This window comes from Metabacillus sp. GQ13 (assembly GCF_059758525.1).
Genome location: NZ_JCAXET010000005.1, coordinates 284,261 through 302,450 on the forward strand (window position 1 = coordinate 284,261; position 18,190 = coordinate 302,450).

Consider the following 18,190-nt stretch of genomic DNA (forward strand, 5'->3'; position numbering starts at 1 on the left):
TTACTTAAAAGTTTAAAAATTCCAAAAACTAATTGTCCTTACTTCTTTAGAAACTTATGATAAAAAACTTAACCTTTGCGAAAATAGATTTTCATTATAAAAAGAAGCACTGGTTACTTGCTCCTTTTTATTCTTTCCGTATTAATGATTGTTTATTTAAACAGTTTTGTTTTGTTAATACCTTTCTTAAATCCCTAAATACAAAGCTACCACAATAAAAACAAACTAATTATTTACTTAGCTTTGTTTTCGCTAACCATGCGCCACCGATCACTCCCGCATCATTACCTAAGGTTGCAACCGTAATTGTGGCCGCATCAGAAACTCGAGGAAATGCAAAACGCTTAAAGTAATGTTCTACCTTATTGATCAAGCTATCTCCTGCTTTAGAAACCCCCCCACCGAGGACAATTTTCTCTGGATTTAACCCATTTGATACATTTGCAAGTGTTAACCCTAGATAGAATGTAACATAATTAATAATTTCCTCAGCCAGTTGGTCTTCTTTATCTGCAGCCTCAAAAACATCCTTTGATGACAATTCGCCATTTTTTTCAATTATCTTTCTGAGAAGGCTCTCTTTGTCAGTTGTTGCAAGTTTTTCATTGGCAATTCTTACTATTCCTGTTGCAGAAGCAATTGTTTCTATACATCCAGTTTTCCCACAATTACATGGTGCACCACCTTCTGGTATAACAGTAATATGGCCAATTTCGCCACCTGCACCATTTACACCATGGACAACCTCTCCATTTGAGATGAGCCCTCCTCCAACACCTGTTCCAAGAGTGACACAGATCAAATCTTTTGCTCCGTCACCTGCACCCTTCCACATTTCGCCAATAGCTGCAATATTTGCATCATTGTCAATCACAGCTGGTAAACCTGTTTCCAATTCCAGATGATCTCTTAACGGATAGTTTTTCCATCCGAGGTTAACTGTTTCGTAAATTAGACCACTTGCTAGGTCAACAGGACCAGGTGCACCCATTCCTATCCCTGCCAGTTTTTCTTTAGGTAATCCTAATTCAGCTAGTTTGGCATCAATTGCTTTTGCAATATCTGTTGTAATCTTTTTCCCGGACTTATCTGTAGGAATCTCCCACTTTTCCTCAATTTCACCGTAGTGGTTAATAAACGCCATTTTAATTGTTGTTCCACCTAAATCAATACCTACAAACCATTGCTCATTCATAAAATTCACCTTTTCTACTATTATATATGTATTTTGTAATCAATTACTCCCGGTAGAATTCACCTATCCTAAATTTTTTCATCAAAAACTAAGCTATATAGATTGATTTGTGATGATAACTTAAGAAAAAAATCGTAATCGTGTTAACCTTTAAGTCTTTGTACCTCTTGCCTTAGGAGAAGAATAGCCATTTGGTAGTCCTTTGTTTCAATTAAACTAGACTGAAATAACTGTTTTATTTCTTCCTCCATTAGTTCCAAATCGGCAATTCTATCTCCTATGTAAATAATCGTACCAAACTTTTTTAATAGCTGTTGTACATCATATATTGTATTCACTTGATCACCTGCTGTCTTTTGTCCATTTATTAGAAAAAGATGTTCATAAAAACGAATTTATCTAGTTGCTCTACTTTAAAGTATAAAGGAAATGACCTTTGCGTCAAGAAATCGTTTAAATATTTTATGTTTATTAATTTATAAAGGGAATAGTAAAGGGCTAACTCAGGAGAGTTAGCCCTTTACTATTCAACGATCTGGATCCTGTGGATGTAAAAAAGGTGGACGTCTGTTTTTTAACGGCATTGGCGCTCTTAGTAATACATCTCTCATTGCTTTATAATCAAACGGAATAAAGGGATAGAGGTAAGGTACATTGAATGATTTCATTCTTGCAAGCAATATCACCCAACCCGCTACACCAACTACAAAACCAATTACACCTAAAGATGCTGTAAAGAGCAATAACACAATCCGGAAAATTCGATTTGCTAAACCGAGCTCATAACTTGGTGTTGCAAATGTTCCGATCGCTGCGATTGATAGATAAAGTACAACTTCGTATGTTAAGAGACCTACTTCAACAGCTACTTGACCAATCATCAAAGCAGCTACTAATCCTAGTGCTGTCGCCAATGATGAAGGCGTGTGAATGGCAGCCATCCTTAATACATCTATCCCAAGCTCAATAATTAAAAACTGGATAATTAAAGGGATATGTCCTTGTTCCTCGATCCCAATAAACTCCAACCCGGGGGGAAGTAAATCAGGGTTTTGTGCTAGTAAATACCAAAGAGGTAAAAGGAAAATTGATGTCCAGACCGCTAAAAATCGAACGATCCGTAAATAAGCGCCAACAATTGGCTTGTTTCGATATTCCTCAGCATGTTGAAGATGATGCCAAAATGTAGTTGGCGTTATGATCGCACTTGGAGAACCGTCAACGAAGATTATGACATGTCCTTCAAACAAATGAGCTGCTGCAGTATCAGGCCTCTCCGTATACCGAACCATAGGATAAGGATTAAAATGTCTCCCCGCTATATACTCTTCTACTGTCTTTTCTGCCATCGGTAATCCATCTGTATCAATTTTATTTAGTGACTCTTTTAAATCCCTTACATGGTCTAAATCTGCAATATCCTCTAAATAACAAACGACAACATCTGTTTTAGACCGTCTCCCGACTTGTAAATATTCCATTCGAAGCGAACGATCTCGAACACGTCTTCTGGTTAGTGCAGTATTAAAAACGATCGTTTCAACAAATCCGTCCCTAGATCCTCTAACAACTCTTTCCATATCAGGCTCCTGGGGACCTCTTACTGGATATGTACGAGCATCAATTAAAATAACTTCTTCTATGCCATCCACTACAAGGGCAGTCGGCCCCGAAAGGACTGAGTTAACAACAGAATTAAGATCATCTGACTTGTCAATTTCTATATATGGTATATATGTTTTCAATAACTTATCTAGAGTAGCTTCCTTTAAGTCCTCTGGAGAAACACGTGATAAATACTTCATTAATAGATGAAGGATATCATCCTTTACAAAACCATCGACCATAAAAAGTGCCATTTTTCGGTCTGCATATTCTAAATCAAGCTGAATCACATCAAAGCTTTTTTTTACTCCTAGTCTTTTAGACAAATAGGATATGTTTTCTTGAAAATCTTTTGAAACTTGTTTCTTTACCTCATACGTCATAAGACTTCTCCATTTCACATCACAATTTGTTATCCATCTTAGACGAAATATCATTCAAACATACCTTTATATTATTTATTGGTTATTTTATTTTCATATTTATTCGTTTTTCATCATACACTTTAGCAACCTGTCCTATCTCGGAGTTGATATTTTTGAAAAAGAAATGGCTATTTATCATCATTCTTGCTTTTATTACATCTAGTATACTTTTTTATTGCCAGGGGAAATCCGTTCGAGAGAGCATCATTTTTTTCCCAATCGATGAGACGATAAGCTTCGATAAAGCTTCTACTTCATTACAATTCATGGGAAGTAAAGATGATGATGAACATATTTTCGAATGGGATGTTACGTCCATTACGGACAAAGAAATTTTTCTAAGACAAGATATTTCTCTGCTTTTTTCTGATGGGAAATTAATTGATAGCCTTTCAGAATGGGAGGATCGAAGCCAGAAACTTGCTCAATATAAGAAGGTGAATGGTGAGGATAGTAGCCATTATCAAGCAATAAGTCTACATTATGGAGAGATTCATTTAGGGAATGAACAAATTCGCAGTACTCAAAAAATGACAAGTGATCATTTATATGTGATTGACTCTGAGTTCACAACGTTGTTTTCCTTTGAAGTAGCCCAATCAGAAGAAGAAAAAGAGTGGCAAGAAATTCTAGATAAAGTAAAGAATCAACATTTAGAATTCAGTTGGAATCAACTTATTGATTTTTATCATATAGACGTTAGTAAGTATAAGACATATTCATTAATAGATCTGGCTACCTTTGATACAGAAGCCTTCAGCGGGTTAACTAAAACAAATACCAAAGAAGTAGTTGGGAGCCTTTGGGAGGATTTATATAAGAATTATTTTTTAGGACTAAAAACGAGGGAAGGCAAGGTGATTGAACCGATTGGTAGCACCATGCCCTTGATTTTAGTTGCAAAAGATTATTCACATCATATCATTCTTATCCATGCAGAAGATGGTACATCCTTTATGTTTAAACAAGGACTAACTCTTAGCGACTAATCATTTTGTTTTTTAAATTGTTATAATCCTCATTTGTTGGATCATATTCAAGTGCTTTATTAACCTCAGCCAAAGCTGTTGTTGTTTCTCCCCCATTTATATAAATCACGGCTAGGTTATAATGTGCTTGGTGGTATGTATCATCATTAGAAGTGATTTGATGCAGATGACTTTTTGCTTGGTCATACTTTTCTAATTCAAATTCAGCTATCGACAATAAAAACAGGATGTCATTTGAACTATCATCTTTAGAAAGAGCTTTTTTTAAATAAGCATAAGCTTCATCATATTTTTTAGCTTGAATAAGTTTATTACCTTGTACAGCCGTATATTGTGAGTACTGCTCTTCTGTTTCAGTTAACCCGTATTGATATAAGCCCCCCAACAGGATAATTGCTCCAACAACACCTATTAGGCTTAATAGTTTCTTTTGTTTCTTAGGGAACTGCACAATGAGTGCTGCAAGAAAACCACCGATTAAGCCACCAATATGACCGGCATTATCTATATTAGGAATGACAAAACCCATTGCTAAGTTTATTCCAATTATAATCAATAAATTGGAACCCATTGTTCTGAAAAATACCTTTCTATTCTGTATTCCAATATATAACAACGCACCGAAGCAACCGAATATGGCTCCAGAGGCTCCTGCCGATAAAAATGGACTAAACGCAAAGCTTACGATTGATCCAGATATTCCTGCTAGTAAATAGATAAATAAAAACCTCATTGAACCATAAGCTCTTTCAACAGCAGGCCCAATATAATAAAGTGCAAAACTATTCATTAATAAATGGAAGAAACCAATATGTAAAAAAATTGGAGTTATAAACCTCCACCATTCACCTTCATAAATATGAATATTTGATTTTGCTCCAAAATGCAGTAAATTTTGAGTATCCGTACTTCCACCATTTAGCTCGAGGAGAAAAAACATAATAATTTGTATTCCAAGAAATAGATAGGATAAGAACGGTTTACCATTTTGAAGGATACTCTTTTCTTCATCCTTCTCTTGTTTTTGAAATGTAATGACTTGATCCCGTATTAACTGGATATCTTCTATTTCAACGTTTAACTTTGGTTCTTCTTTCAAATAGTTCAATGGTACGTTTAAAGTATCCTCTAGTTTCTTCAGACCCGCTTCTAGCTCGTCCTTAACGATCAACGTTGATGTTATATCAATTTTCCCTTTAGTCCCGCTAAATCCATTTATAAAAGCCTCAGGATACTCATCCACTGGAGGGAGGCTTGATATATAAACATTCATTACGCGAATAGGGCCTCTAATGCCACTTTTTAAAAGCTGTGCAAAGTTTTCACCTGCTTGCTCAATATCTACAGCAAGCCTATTACCCCAATCGACATCAACCCTTCTTAACCGTACAATAGAAAATTGTTTATTACGGTATGGCTCTAGCAATACCTCACGACCATCTTTAGATAAAGCCAGTATCGTATATTTTTGTTCAACAACTAGATCTTTTATCAACGACCAATAAAGATAATCCTGCTCTATCACCATTTAATCCGCTCCGACATTATAGTTTTATATTATTATACAAGATATTAATAAAAATGATAAGATTACTACCTTTTTAAAGTAGTTATTTGCATTATAGTATGTCTTAAATAAACTCATATTCACAACATACCTCGACGATAATCAATGAAAAAGCATATGGAATATTTCAACAAGTAAAAATAAGCTGACTTTCAAATTATCAAAAGTCAGCTAATCATTATAATGGTAAAAATAAAATTAAAATTTTCAGAAGTTTTTATTAATGAAAAGCACGATTAACAAAACGTTCTCTTAGAAATGGCATTCTCATTGATAGTCGAATAAAATAACTGCGTAAATTAGGTTGACCTAATAGATAATTTACAATTTTATATCGAAATCGATATAAAGCAAGCGCACCTGCAACAAGTACAATGAGTCGTCTCATATACATCCCTCCTACTTATATATTTAGTAAGAAAGGCTATTTTTATCCTTTAAAAAATGGGGACATTGTTTCTTTTAATACTTTAGCAGAATGAGCGAACTGTTTTTTCTCTTGCTCACTTAAAGACAATTCAATAACTCTGCGAATTCCATTACGACTTACAATCGCAGGTACACCAATAAATACGTCCTCCTCACCATACTCTCCATCTAAATAACAAGATACAGTTAGTATAGAATTCTCGTTATGAAGAATTGCCTTTGTTAATCGAACAAGACCCATTGCAATCCCATAATAGGTTGCTCCCTTACGATTAATAATGTGATATGCTGCATCACGTACATTGATAAATATCTCATCTAGCTTTTCCTTTTCTTCGACCATTGTTTCTACTATTGAAATACCACCTATATCAGCATGACTCCAAACTGGAAGCTCTGTATCTCCATGCTCACCGATTATATACGCATGTACATTACGTGTATCTATATTAAAATGTTCACCAATTAAGTAACGGAACCTTGCTGTATCGAGAATCGTACCTGAACCAATGACACGACTCTGTGGTAGACCAGAATATTTCCAAACCGCATAGGTTAAAATATCAACAGGATTTGTTGCTACAATAAAAATCCCATCAAACCCACTTTCCATTACATCACTAACGATTGATTTAAAAATGTTTAAATTTTTAGCCACTAGATCTAAACGAGTCTCTCCAGGCTTTTGATTTGCACCAGCGCATAGAACAACTACATCTGCTTCCTTACAATCCTTATAGCTGCCATACCAAATTTTTGTAGGATTCGGAGCAAAGGCTAAACCATGATTTAAATCCATCGCGTCACCTTCTGATTTCTCCATGTTTAGATCAATTAAGACAAGCTCTTCTGTTACACCTTGATTTAACATTGCAAATGCATAACTAGATCCAACAAAACCTGTACCGGTAAGTGCAACACGATTTACATGATTAGACATTTTCTTCAAACCTTTCCACTTGTTGCGTTATTTGTGAAATGTTTCACAATTTAATTTTACACTATTATCAACCTTATGTATAAAACACTTTATGAACAGTTTATGTCAAGATCAAATAACCTAAATAAGTTGATAACGCTATCGATAAGAAGTTAACAGCATCATTATTAAGGAAGCTGTAATTAGTTGTTTTTACCCCACGTTTGCTACAATGATACGGTCTTTCTGTCACTTTTTCACAAACCGTACATGAATATTTATTTTGAATCGTCTGTCCAATGAACGTATCCAGGATATTCCCGATAAAACCGATACTAACAATTAATAGCATTGAGGAAAGCGTTAAATCAAACAATAGAACGGCAATAATACTTATAAAAGCTGCACCAACGATCGATGCTCCTGTTCCTAATAAAGAGACAGCACCAGATGTTCCACGTTCAACCCTTTTAAAAGTAAGAAGCAGTCTGGGTTTCTGTTTGCTTAAAGTACCAATCTCAGACGCCCATGTATCCGCATTGGCAGCCGCTATAGCCATACAAAAACATAGTAAATATACATGATTTGTATTTACACCAATAATTTGAAGAATACTCAAAATTGTTGGTACTCCACCATTTGCGAATACTTGGACCATGTCTCTACGTTCCCCTTTGACAAGTATATCCTGCATCCCTATTTTTCTTTCTAGACGGTATTTACTTAGATAACTTGAACTACAAAAAAAACATCCTAGTAATAATAGACCCTGATAAGAAAAGGCTTGATAAATCAATAATCCTACAATGACAGCTGCGATCGAACCGCTTGTCGTTAGAGATTTTACATACCAACCTCCATAGGCCCCTCCTATAATGATTAAGCTAACAACAATTAACGAGAAATCAAGCATAATCGTTGAAGACCTCACTTTCGGTAATAATTGTAGATACAGGGATATCATGATCTTCTATTTGTAAATGATCAACGATTTGAAATGAGAAGGCTAAGGATAATGTGTTACCTGTGTATTTAGCTAAATACCGATCATAATAACCCCCACCATAACCAATTCGGTAGCCTTCTCTATTAAAACAAATACCTGGTACAATCATAAGGTCAATATTATTTGAATCGATTATATTCGTTTCAGCCACTTTCGGTTCTAATAGGTTATTAAAAACATGTTCAAGTTGCTTAAAGGAAGAGATTTCTCTAAATACCATACTATTCGACGTAGGATCACATTTTGGCACAACAATACGTTTACTTTCACTCCAAGCCTTTTCAATAAGCATCTTTGTATCAACTTCTTTTCCAGTTGAAATGGTTATAGCTATCGTTTCTGCCTTTTTCCACATTGATAAAGAAATTAATTGAGTGTAAATAATACTTGATAATTGCAAATACTCGTCATCAGACATCTCATCTAATTTTCCCCTCATAATTTTACGTAATCGTCTCTTCTCCATAACTACCAACCCTCCTAATAATAGTATATATGGAAACTAAACATGGTAACATTAAAATTATGTTATTTTATTTATTGCTAAATCGGCAAATTAAATGTTGTGCTCCTGAAAAAAGAATGAATTCTAGTAAAAAAATACATAAAAAAAAACAGTAGGAATAAAACATCCCTACTGCTTACTTTGTTTCACGGTGTGTTGTCATTTTTTTATCTCTTGAACAATATTTCTTAAGCTCAAGACGATCTGGGTTATTACGTTTATTCTTTTTAGAAATATAGTTACGTTCGCCACAATCAGTGCAAGCTAATGTAATATTTACACGCATGTATCTTTCCCTCCAAACTTAAAAAAACTAATAAATCAAATCAGACTTTAATATAATACCATTGTTATTAAACATTTTCCACATGATTTTCATTTATTTTAGCTATTTCTAAAAACTAGTTGCGTATTTTATATAAAAAGAATGAAGATCTTGTTATGATTCACGTTTTAACACCTTTCTATAGATTTTAATCGTATCATTAATCAGTAAAGACATGTTATATGTAGAATTTGTGGCTTTAATACAAGCATTCTTACAATCATTCAGCTGATTACGTTTTGATAAACATTTATCCAACCCATCAGCAAGTGCATGACTTGATACTTCATTTAATAAAATCCCTCTATTTTCTACAAGAATTTCTGATAATCCCCCGATATTGAAGGCCATAACTGGCTTTTTAGCAACCATTCCTTCTAACGCAATGATTCCAAAGGGTTCATACAAACTAGGAATCACCAACATTTCACAGTATCTCAAGAGTGTATTTCTCTCTAATTCTTGAACAAACCCTGTAAAGATCACTCTATTGCCAATATGTAATTCTCGTGCTAATTGCTCTAGTACAGATCGATTTGGACCAACACCTGCAATAACCAGCTTTATATTTGGAAAAGTTGGCTGTATTTTAGCAAATGCTTTGATTAAAAGTTCAAACCCTTTCTCTCTAACTAATCTACCTATGGTTACTATAAAAGAAGACTGGATAAAAGGAAATGTTCTAAGAGCGTCGTTGTAATCTATTGTTTCGTGATAATTTTTTGCGATGATTCCATTGGGTATAACTTCAATCTTGTCTTCTGAGCAGCTAAAATCATCTAAGAGCACATTCCGCATGTATTGACTACAGACAATAATTCGATCTGAAAACTGTATAAGCTCCTTTTCATACTCTGTAATCGGTCCTGTAACAATATCATCTTTAGCTAGCTTTCTTCCCTTTTCAGTTGCATGAATCGTTGATAGTAACGGCCGCTTCATTAGTGACTGTACCTGGATTCCTGCAATAGCTGTAAGCCAATCATGTGCATGAATAATATCAAAGGATAGTGGTAACTCTTGCAAGACAAATTGAGAAAAACGGAAATTTACATTTCGAATATAATCTAAGAAATTTGCAGGTTTTTTTTGCATGGGGAGTAAACGATAAACATGAACACCATCTTCTTCTTTGTATGACTCATTATCATCTTTGGAAACTGTAATCACGATATACGATATACCACGCTTTGAGCCTTCTGAGATAAGGTCTGTAACATGTCTACCTAGTCCCCCTACAATTTTATCACCGTACTCAGTTGTAAAAACCAAAACAGTTAACTCAGGTTTCGCTTTTATAACCATTTGCTTAATCATAAATCGTATATCCTGAATAAGAATCAAGCCAAAGAAGAGGGTCATCAGTGTATCGTTGCCACCGATCCATCTCTACCTTACTGTTCATTTTGTTCTGAAAATAGCTTAATGGTTTCGATCTTTTAATAGTAATCGAATTATTTTGTGAGTTTATAGCAATTATTTCACTAAAATAGGTTCCCGTTTGCACTAAAGGTAAACGTAGAACACCATTCAAATCTTTAATAATATAGTCAGTAAATAGTAAAGGTTCCCGTTCTTTGTAAAGAACAACCCTTACTAATAAGTCAGAAAACGCTTCAGCTAAAATATACTCTAAGAGAAGCTTTGTAGTAGGTGCAATATTCCAGGATAGTAGAAGATAAGAAGGATAAGAAATTATTTTTAATTGATCCTCATAAATTGACAAACCACCACGAATGTTGTGATTGTTATTACTTATTCTCATGTCTGGTCCTCTTCTTTCTTCTTTATCGATATCTGTATTTTATCACGCTATCCCTTTTGGTGCCTATTGCGAATACTAAGATTAACAAAGAAAATACGTCAAAAACCTACATTTTCTGAAGAAATGACTTCTTTAAAACGTCTTTTTATGGTATAAAGGTTAAAGGGAAATAATCAATAGAAGGTGAATAAAAATGATTATAATGATTATTATCTTGTTTATTATCAGTATCGTGCTGATCGGCATATCTTATTTACAACGAGACAATGTAAAAGAACTAGAACAGGAGCTAGATCATTTACAATTGTCAGCGATGCAAGAAATTTACAAGCTTAAGAAGAAAATGAGAGTTGTTGAAGAAGAACTCTTACAGAATGATACCCCTCTTAAGGGTCAACCTAAACCCTCAAATGAGGAAACTCAAACAAATACTTCGCGAATTTTCGCCAAGTATCGCCAAGGCATGTCACTTGAAGCTATTGCTTTATCAGAAGGAATGTCAGTTGATCAAATCCGTGGAATTGTTGAAAAGAATGAGAGGGTTTTAACATGAGTAAAACCGGTTTTCAAGCGTTTGCCGCAGGAATGATTGTAGCAACTTCTGTACTTGGTGGAACCTATCTCTTATCTGATAAGCAATCTGCAACTGCAGACGCTGTAAAGAAAGAAGTTACAGAAAAGGAAGTTAAATCCTTTTTAACTGATAAGGGTCAAACTTCAATAGCAACCGAAGAATACGAGGAATTATTAGCTACAAAAGATAAAGCACTCCAACAAACAGAAACAAAGAAACAAGCTTCTAAAGAAGATAGTACTGAAGAGGTAAAACCTGTTGAAGAGAAGAAAGAAGAAGCTGTTAAATATAAGCTTACTATTCAATCTGGTATGACAACGAGTGAAGTATCTGATCTTTTAGAACTAAATGGGATCATAACTGACTCTTTTGAATTTGATCAATATTTAATCAAAGGTGGTTATCATCAAAAGGTTCAGCTAGGTTCATTTGAAGTACAAAAAGGTATGGACCATAAACAGCTTGCAGAAGCTATTACTAAATAAAGAAAAAACAGCCAAAATCAATGTGATTTTGGCTGTTTTTCTATAACATTTCCCTTAATCCTCTGATAACGCTACTAAGGTACTATATATTGCACATACAAAAATCCCCTCAAAAATATTACGCTTATTTAATCTTGATGACCTTTAGCTGTTAAGATCATATCTTTTTCCTTTAACTAAATACATGATACCTTCTGAAATATTTGTGGAATGGTCTGCTGTTCTTTCGATATAGCGACAGATAAACAACAGCTGGATAAGTTGTTCAGATTGGTCCTTTTTCGTTTCCATTAATGTTAAGATATCTTGAATTGTTTCACCATATAGATCATCAACATGATCATCCATATCTGCAACTCTTTTTGCAAGAACGATATCTTCTTCATTATAAGCTTTAATAGATAATGAAAGCATTTCTGATGCTATTTTATGCATCTTTTTGATCGTATGAATTGGTTTAACTAAAGGCTCATCACCAATTCTAATTGTTGATTTTGCTATATTAACAGCAAAATCCGCCATTCTTTCGATGTCACTCGATATTTTAATAGCGACAATTATTCGTCGAAGATCAACTGCAACTGGTTGTTGCTTTGCGATTAAGATTATCGCTAATTCATTAATCTCCTCATCGAGATCATCAACTCTGGCATCTTCACTAATTATCTCTAAAGCATCTTCTATATGTTTATATTCTAATGCATAAATTGCCTTTCCCAGAGCAATTTCAGTAAGACTACCTATTTCAATCAATTTATCTCTAAGAATCTTTAAATCGGAATCAAATCTTCCCCTTGTTACGCTCATGAAATCAAGCCTCCCTCTTCTCCCCTAGTTGATATTCTCATTAAATAAAATGAGTCGTGCCTATTTAATAGTTTGCACGACTCATTTGTTTATAGGTTTATAGTCTGATACTAATCAGCTAAATGGTATTCATACAACTTTTTAACCGAATCGTCCTGTGATGTAATCTTCCGTTCGTTTATCATTAGGATTTGAAAACAGACTATTTGTATCAGTGTATTCAACAACTTCTCCATTTAAAAAGAATGCTGTACGATCGGAAATACGTGCGGCCTGTTGCATATTATGTGTCACAATAATAATGCTATAGTTTTGTTTTAATTCCTGTATTAATTCTTCGATTTTAAGCGTAGATATCGGATCAAGTGCAGATGTTGGTTCATCCATTAAAATAACATCTGGCTCAATAGCTAAACAACGCGCAATACATAGACGTTGTTGCTGTCCACCAGAAAGACCGTAAGCATTTTCCTTTAAACGATCTTTGACTTCATCCCAAATAGCTGCACCCCTTAAACTTTGTTCAACAATTTGATCAATAAGTTTTTTATCTCTAATACCATGAATTTTAGGGCCATATGCTATATTCTCATATATAGATTTAGGGAATGGATTTGGTTTTTGAAACACCATCCCCACCTGTGTTCTCAGTTCTTCAACACCATAGGACTTATCAAAAATATTCTTTCCACGATAGATGATTTGTCCAGACGTTCGAACCACCGGTATTAATTCGACCATACGATTAAGCGTCTTAATATATGTTGATTTCCCGCAACCAGAGGGTCCTATAATAGCCGTCACATCATTTTCAAGAATTTCTAGATCTATATTTTTTAACGCTTGATCTTTACCATACCAAAGGTTTAAATTATCCGTTTTATAAACAACATTCTTTTTTTCATTTAAGTCATAAATTTGTGTGTTCTCTCTTTTAATTTTTACACTCTCCATAACGAAAACCCCTCCATTATAAACTAATTAGTAACGCTTTTGAAACTTATTACGAATGAATACTGCGATAGAATTCATGACAATTAAGAAAATAAACAAGACGATAATACCGGCTGCGGCAACCTCTTGGAATTCCGGCTGTGGTCTCGAAGCCCAGTTGTATATTTGAATTGGCATTACAGTAAAAGTACTCATCACATTATCAGGCAAGTAATTTACGAAGGCAAATGCACCTACTACAAGTAAGGGAGCCGTTTCTCCAATTGCCCTTGAAAAGGCTAATATACTCCCTGTAACGATTCCAGGAATTGCTGCCGGTAAAACGACTCTTAAAATGGTTTGCCATTTTGTTGCTCCCATTCCAAAAGATGCTTCCCGTAAATCTTTTGGAACCGATCGAATCGCTTCTTGAGAAGCTACCACGATAACAGGTAGTACAAGAAGTGCCATCGTTAAACCACCTGCTAAAATACTTCGATCCAGGTTAAAAAACCGAACAAAGACAGTCAGACCTAATAATCCAAAAACGATTGAAGGAACACCAGCCAGGTTAGATATATTCGTTTTGATAAACGCATTGATTTTGTTCTTTTTCGCATACTCCTCTAAGTAAATTGCTGTCCCTACTGCCAAAATTAGCGCTGTTGGAACTGTCACTCCCATCACCCATAAAGAGCCAACAACTGCTGCTTTTATTCCAGATTGTTCGGGTCTCCTCGATGCGTAATTTTGGAAAAATTCTAGAGAAAAATGACTAGACCCTTGAGTGAATATCCGATATAAGAGGATAGCTAGTACAACGAGTGCCAATAATGTCGCAGCTATAAACACACCTTTAAAACTTTGATTTATCGCTAGTCGTGAACCCATTTTTTTTGTGACAAGCTGTTGATCAATCATTTTCATATTAGTATTCCTCCCTATAGCGTCGAGAAATATATTGCGCTATTAGATTCAAAGCTAAAGTAAATAAGAACAATGTCATTCCCACTGCATAGATGCTGTAATAAACCGTCGTTCCATAACCAGCATCACCTGAACTAACCTGAACGATATAAGCAGTCATCGTTTGGATTGATTCTGTTGGGTCAAACGTTAACTTTGGAGTAGCGCCACCAGCTAATGAAACAATCATTGTTTCCCCAATGGCACGAGAAATACCTAATACAAATGAAGCAACAATACCTGACATAGCAGCAGGAACGATTACCTTCATGGTTACCTCAAATCTCGTTGCTCCTAATGCTAAAGCCCCTTCTCTCATTGAGTTAGGAACTGCACTCATCGCATCCTCTGATAATGAGGCAATCATTGGAATAATCATAATACCTACCACAATACCAGGACTTAGCGCATTAAAAAGAGCTAGGTCAGGAAGTAGCTTTTGTAATAATGGTGTAACGAAAGTTAAAGCGAAAAAACCATAGACAATTGTTGGGATACCCGCTAATACTTCCAAAATCGGTTTAATGATTCGTCTAGTACGTTCTGATGCATATTCACTCAAGAAAATAGCCGCTGCTAATCCAATTGGAACTGCAACAAGGATGGCTATAACAGTAATAAGTAACGTTCCTGAGATTAAGGCAGCAATACCATAAGAGGCATTTTCTTCAAAGAAGGGATACCATTCTTTTGATGTGAAAAATTCAGAAATAGACACTCTATTAAAGAATGTAACAGTTTCAAATATAAGTGTTAATACAATACCTAATGTAGTTAAAATTGAAATTAATGCTAAAAGAAATAATATAACCGGAACCATTTTTTCTATTATTTGATTTGTGCCGTTTTTAGACTTTTTCTCTTTTATAATGTCTCGGACACTTTGACCATTGGCCATTGCCATTTTGAAAAACCCCTTTCCAAAACAAGGAAGAAAGATGAGAAGCATCTGAAGTGCTCCTCATCCGCCAAATGAATGAATTTTTTTTATTTTAAGCCTTCAAGAGTTTTAAGTTGAGTTGTATATACATCCTCAGGAAGAGATACATAACCAACTTCCTCTGCAAGTGCTCCAGCATTTTCTAGGTAGAATTTAACGTATTCAGATACATGTTCTTTATCTTTTATTGAAGCATTATTTACATAAATGAATAATGGGCGTGAAAGTGGATTATAATCTCCAGATTCAACTGTTTCATTAGTTGGTTCAACAGCTTCACCTGCTTCATTTACAATCGGAACAACTTTTAAATTGTCTTTGTTTTCTAAATAATATGCATATCCAAAGTAACCAATGGCATTTTTATCACCTGTTACTCCTTTAACTAACGTATTATCATCTTCTGATAATGTAGCTGCTTTAACAATAGCTTCGTCTTCTAAGATTACTTCATTGAAATAGTCATATGTTCCTGAATCTGCACCTGGAGAAAAGTATTTAATTTCTTCAGCTGGCCACTCAGAGTTAATATCTGACCATTTTTTTGTAGCACCATCTTCAATCCACAGTTTCTTTAAATCTTCAACTGTTAATTGATCAATAAAGTCATTTTCTTTATTAACAACAACAGATAATCCATCATAGGCTACTTGAAATTCAGTGAATTCTATTCCCTTATCTGCTGCAGCTGTTTTTTCTTCATCCTTTATTGGACGAGAAGCTTCTGAAATGTCAGTTTCTCCTGCTGTAAATTTCTCAAATCCACCACCAGTACCAGAAATTCCAATTGGTGCTTGTACTTTTGGATGGTCAACTGAAAATTCTTCAGATACTGCTTCACCAATTGGTGCTACAGTAGAAGACCCATCAATTCCAATTTCACCTTCTAATTCAACTGCTTCTTCACCGTTCTCTTCTTTTTGTTCGCTATTTTCAGTAGTTTTTGTACCACTTTCTCCTGAAGATGCATCCTCACTATTTCCACAAGCTGCTGCAAATACAAGTAATGATGAAATCATAATTGATAACGATAGAAATTTAAAACTCTTCATTTTTTTATTCCCCCTAGATATATTGTGATATGTTTTGTCCTACGTGTATTAGAATAACTCTAGAGTATTAATCCCGTTTTAATTAATTGTAAATGTTTTGTAAATTCGTGATGGAGATTGTCATATTTTGTACCTTTTAGGGAACAAAGTATCGACAAACACAGAATGACGCTTAATAGTAGGTTTAAACGAGTCCATAAAAAAAAGGCTTCAGCAAAATGCTAAATACCTCTTCTTCTGTCTTTTATATTTTGTTTTAAAACATGCTTAAGCACCACTATCACCATCCACAAGATTCGTTTTGCGAATCGGCTTTTGCCCCGTTTCTTCTATTGGTTTTGGACTGTCTTCTAAACGTACGTTTCTTATAAAAAAGTATATCACTATGTGTCCTGTACCAATAATCGCTAATAAGATGGGGATACTTTGCTTTTCATCGAAGAATACAACAGCAATAATGAACCCTATTATAGAAACAATACGACCAGCATTCAGGAAAATTTCTTTCACAACAATGTACTCAATACGTGCTTTTGCAATATTCCAGGCACGACCGATGACATCATATGATAAGGATGTATAAGGAACAAGGAGCATTGGATACCCAATCGCAATTAATACAGCATAAATAAGTAGCTTTTGGTAGGATAAATCGAATAAAATGACAAAAATGGAAAGATAGAGAAAAATCCCACCTATGAGTATAAATTTTTTCCTTGTTGTCTTTTTAATAACTCTAGTAGCTGTGTAATATGCGATCAGGGCTACACTCGAATTGACTAAACCAAATTTCCCCAAAGCTAACTCACTACCAGTTGCAATAAAAACAAATACACCTATGACAAAAGCAAATGTTCCTTCTCGTAGTCCTTGAAAAAAATGCGCACTTGTAATAAGTTTCCAATTCCTATCGTTTTTCCTTTCTTTAATAACCCGTTTTAATAGGTAATTTCCGGAAGCTGGTCTTCTTTTCAAAAAGAAACTAAGAATGACCGCTCCTGAAAATAAGATCAGTGATATTGTAAAAATAGTTGTGTACCCTGAAAAGTTTTTTAGTCTTGAGATAACATAGCCAGCAATGATAGGTCCAATCATCCCTGCTGTGGAGTTAATAATTCCTAAAAAGCCGTTAAAAAAGTCTCTGGTCTCTGGTTCGGTTATTTCAAATGTAAGTACATTAAAGGCTAGCCAATAAAACCCATAGCCTACTCCTAGAGTCCCCCCCAATAAGATAAGATAACTAGCAGCAGAATCACCTATCATTAAAACTGTGAGGAAAAAAATCGCCAAAAAAATGACCCCAAGACGTAATACAACTACACGATCTATCTTTTTGGCTAACCTTCCGGCAAATATAAAGGTAATTGGTTGCATAACAACAATTGATAAATTGTATATTCCTAAGTCCAGGAATTCTCCTGATTGTTTCCATAAATATACGTTAACAAATGTATTTGACAAAGCAATACTAAGTGAGTACAGGCCACCAATAACTAATAATAATAATAAATCTTTGCTAACTTCTACATCACCAATAAGTTTTTGTATCTTTGACATAAAAATTACTCCCCTTCAACTTCTACTACATAGTCTGTCTTATCAATTTGCAGATATGTATCTTTCCTACAATTGATCTTTCCTAAATAGAAGTTTTGAAAGAAGAAGGAAGTTAATTATTTTGTACAAGGAATGTCATAGGATTT

At 34.6% G+C, this 18,190-nt stretch carries 20 protein-coding genes; 3 read left to right on the plus strand and 17 right to left on the minus strand.

Going from position 1 to position 18,190, the window contains the following annotated elements:
- Positions 1-229: 229 nt before the first annotated feature.
- From AC6CHR_RS08435 to AC6CHR_RS08445, 3 genes are all read right to left on the minus strand, one after another.
- Positions 230-1,195, minus strand: a complete 966-nt coding sequence (locus AC6CHR_RS08435) for an ROK family glucokinase (protein ID WP_498248154.1) — start codon at positions 1,193-1,195, stop codon at positions 230-232.
- Positions 1,196-1,338: 143 nt separating this feature from the next.
- Positions 1,339-1,533: a YqgQ family protein gene (locus tag AC6CHR_RS08440; RefSeq protein ID WP_498248155.1), complete on the minus strand. Its 195-nt coding sequence runs from the start codon at positions 1,531-1,533 to the stop codon at positions 1,339-1,341.
- A 189-nt stretch (positions 1,534-1,722) separates the two neighbouring features.
- Complete coding sequence (locus AC6CHR_RS08445; protein WP_498248156.1) at positions 1,723-3,183, minus strand: spore germination protein; 1,461 nt, start codon at positions 3,181-3,183, stop codon at positions 1,723-1,725.
- A 155-nt stretch (positions 3,184-3,338) separates the two neighbouring features.
- Between AC6CHR_RS08445 and AC6CHR_RS08450 the strand changes: the two genes are divergently transcribed.
- Positions 3,339-4,214 carry a hypothetical protein gene (locus tag AC6CHR_RS08450; RefSeq protein ID WP_498248157.1) on the plus strand — a complete coding sequence of 292 codons (876 nt, stop codon included), beginning with the start codon at positions 3,339-3,341 and terminating at the stop codon, positions 4,212-4,214.
- Here the strand turns inward: AC6CHR_RS08450 and AC6CHR_RS08455 are convergent.
- The 8 genes from AC6CHR_RS08455 to AC6CHR_RS08490 form a co-directional block, all read right to left on the minus strand.
- Positions 4,204-5,742, minus strand: a complete 1,539-nt coding sequence (locus AC6CHR_RS08455) for a rhomboid family intramembrane serine protease (RefSeq protein ID WP_498248158.1) — start codon at positions 5,740-5,742, stop codon at positions 4,204-4,206. The genes AC6CHR_RS08450 and AC6CHR_RS08455 overlap by 11 nt on opposite strands.
- Positions 5,743-6,001: 259 nt before the next feature.
- Positions 6,002-6,169, minus strand: a complete 168-nt coding sequence (gene yqgO, locus AC6CHR_RS08460; protein ID WP_498248160.1) for a protein YqgO — start codon at positions 6,167-6,169, stop codon at positions 6,002-6,004.
- Positions 6,170-6,211: 42 nt separating this feature from the next.
- A complete protein-coding gene (locus AC6CHR_RS08465) occupies positions 6,212-7,150 on the minus strand; it encodes an L-lactate dehydrogenase (RefSeq protein ID WP_498248161.1) in 939 nt (312 codons plus the stop codon).
- Positions 7,151-7,250: 100 nt separating this feature from the next.
- A complete protein-coding gene (locus AC6CHR_RS08470; RefSeq protein ID WP_498248163.1) occupies positions 7,251-8,060 on the minus strand; it encodes a DUF92 domain-containing protein in 810 nt (269 codons plus the stop codon).
- On the minus strand, positions 8,035-8,601 hold the full coding sequence (locus AC6CHR_RS08475) for a 5-formyltetrahydrofolate cyclo-ligase (RefSeq protein ID WP_498248164.1): 567 nt from the start codon (positions 8,599-8,601) through the stop codon (positions 8,035-8,037). The genes AC6CHR_RS08470 and AC6CHR_RS08475 overlap by 26 nt, the downstream gene beginning before the upstream one ends.
- 175 nt (positions 8,602-8,776) lie before the next feature.
- Positions 8,777-8,926 (minus strand): 50S ribosomal protein L33, encoded by a 150-nt coding sequence (gene rpmG / locus AC6CHR_RS08480; protein ID WP_066334843.1) that lies wholly within the window; start codon positions 8,924-8,926, stop codon positions 8,777-8,779.
- A 153-nt stretch (positions 8,927-9,079) separates the two neighbouring features.
- On the minus strand, positions 9,080-10,282 hold the full coding sequence (locus AC6CHR_RS08485) for a glycosyltransferase family 4 protein (protein WP_498248165.1): 1,203 nt from the start codon (positions 10,280-10,282) through the stop codon (positions 9,080-9,082).
- Positions 10,275-10,730: a hypothetical protein gene (locus AC6CHR_RS08490; protein ID WP_498248166.1), complete on the minus strand. Its 456-nt coding sequence runs from the start codon at positions 10,728-10,730 to the stop codon at positions 10,275-10,277. Before AC6CHR_RS08490 ends, AC6CHR_RS08485 begins: the two co-directional genes overlap by 8 nt.
- A gap of 193 nt (positions 10,731-10,923) precedes the next feature.
- Between AC6CHR_RS08490 and AC6CHR_RS08495 the strand changes: the two genes are divergently transcribed.
- Positions 10,924-11,283, plus strand: coding sequence for a hypothetical protein (locus AC6CHR_RS08495; RefSeq protein WP_498248167.1), 360 nt, complete (start codon positions 10,924-10,926; stop codon positions 11,281-11,283).
- Positions 11,280-11,789: an endolytic transglycosylase MltG gene (locus AC6CHR_RS08500; RefSeq protein WP_498248168.1), complete on the plus strand. Its 510-nt coding sequence runs from the start codon at positions 11,280-11,282 to the stop codon at positions 11,787-11,789. Before AC6CHR_RS08495 ends, AC6CHR_RS08500 begins: the two co-directional genes overlap by 4 nt.
- A gap of 144 nt (positions 11,790-11,933) precedes the next feature.
- On the opposite strand, the gene phoU is transcribed toward AC6CHR_RS08500, so the two are convergent.
- The 6 genes from phoU to AC6CHR_RS08530 all read right to left on the minus strand — a co-directional run bounded on the left by phoU (position 11,934) and on the right by AC6CHR_RS08530 (position 18,044).
- On the minus strand, positions 11,934-12,596 hold the full coding sequence (gene phoU / locus AC6CHR_RS08505; protein WP_498248169.1) for a phosphate signaling complex protein PhoU: 663 nt from the start codon (positions 12,594-12,596) through the stop codon (positions 11,934-11,936).
- Positions 12,597-12,737: 141 nt separating this feature from the next.
- Positions 12,738-13,550, minus strand: coding sequence for a phosphate ABC transporter ATP-binding protein PstB (pstB, locus tag AC6CHR_RS08510; protein ID WP_498248170.1), 813 nt, complete (start codon positions 13,548-13,550; stop codon positions 12,738-12,740).
- Positions 13,551-13,577: 27 nt separating this feature from the next.
- Positions 13,578-14,456 carry a phosphate ABC transporter permease PstA gene (pstA, locus tag AC6CHR_RS08515; protein WP_498248171.1) on the minus strand — a complete coding sequence of 293 codons (879 nt, stop codon included), beginning with the start codon at positions 14,454-14,456 and terminating at the stop codon, positions 13,578-13,580.
- Between the two features lies 1 nt (position 14,457).
- On the minus strand, positions 14,458-15,399 hold the full coding sequence (gene pstC / locus AC6CHR_RS08520; RefSeq protein WP_498248172.1) for a phosphate ABC transporter permease subunit PstC: 942 nt from the start codon (positions 15,397-15,399) through the stop codon (positions 14,458-14,460).
- Between the two features lie 83 nt (positions 15,400-15,482).
- The gene (locus AC6CHR_RS08525; RefSeq protein ID WP_498248173.1) at positions 15,483-16,487 is read right to left on the minus strand and encodes a PstS family phosphate ABC transporter substrate-binding protein; all 1,005 of its coding nucleotides are present in this window, start codon (positions 16,485-16,487) and stop codon (positions 15,483-15,485) included.
- A gap of 267 nt (positions 16,488-16,754) precedes the next feature.
- Positions 16,755-18,044 carry an MFS transporter gene (locus AC6CHR_RS08530; RefSeq protein WP_498248175.1) on the minus strand — a complete coding sequence of 430 codons (1,290 nt, stop codon included), beginning with the start codon at positions 18,042-18,044 and terminating at the stop codon, positions 16,755-16,757.
- Positions 18,045-18,190: the final 146 nt, after the last annotated feature.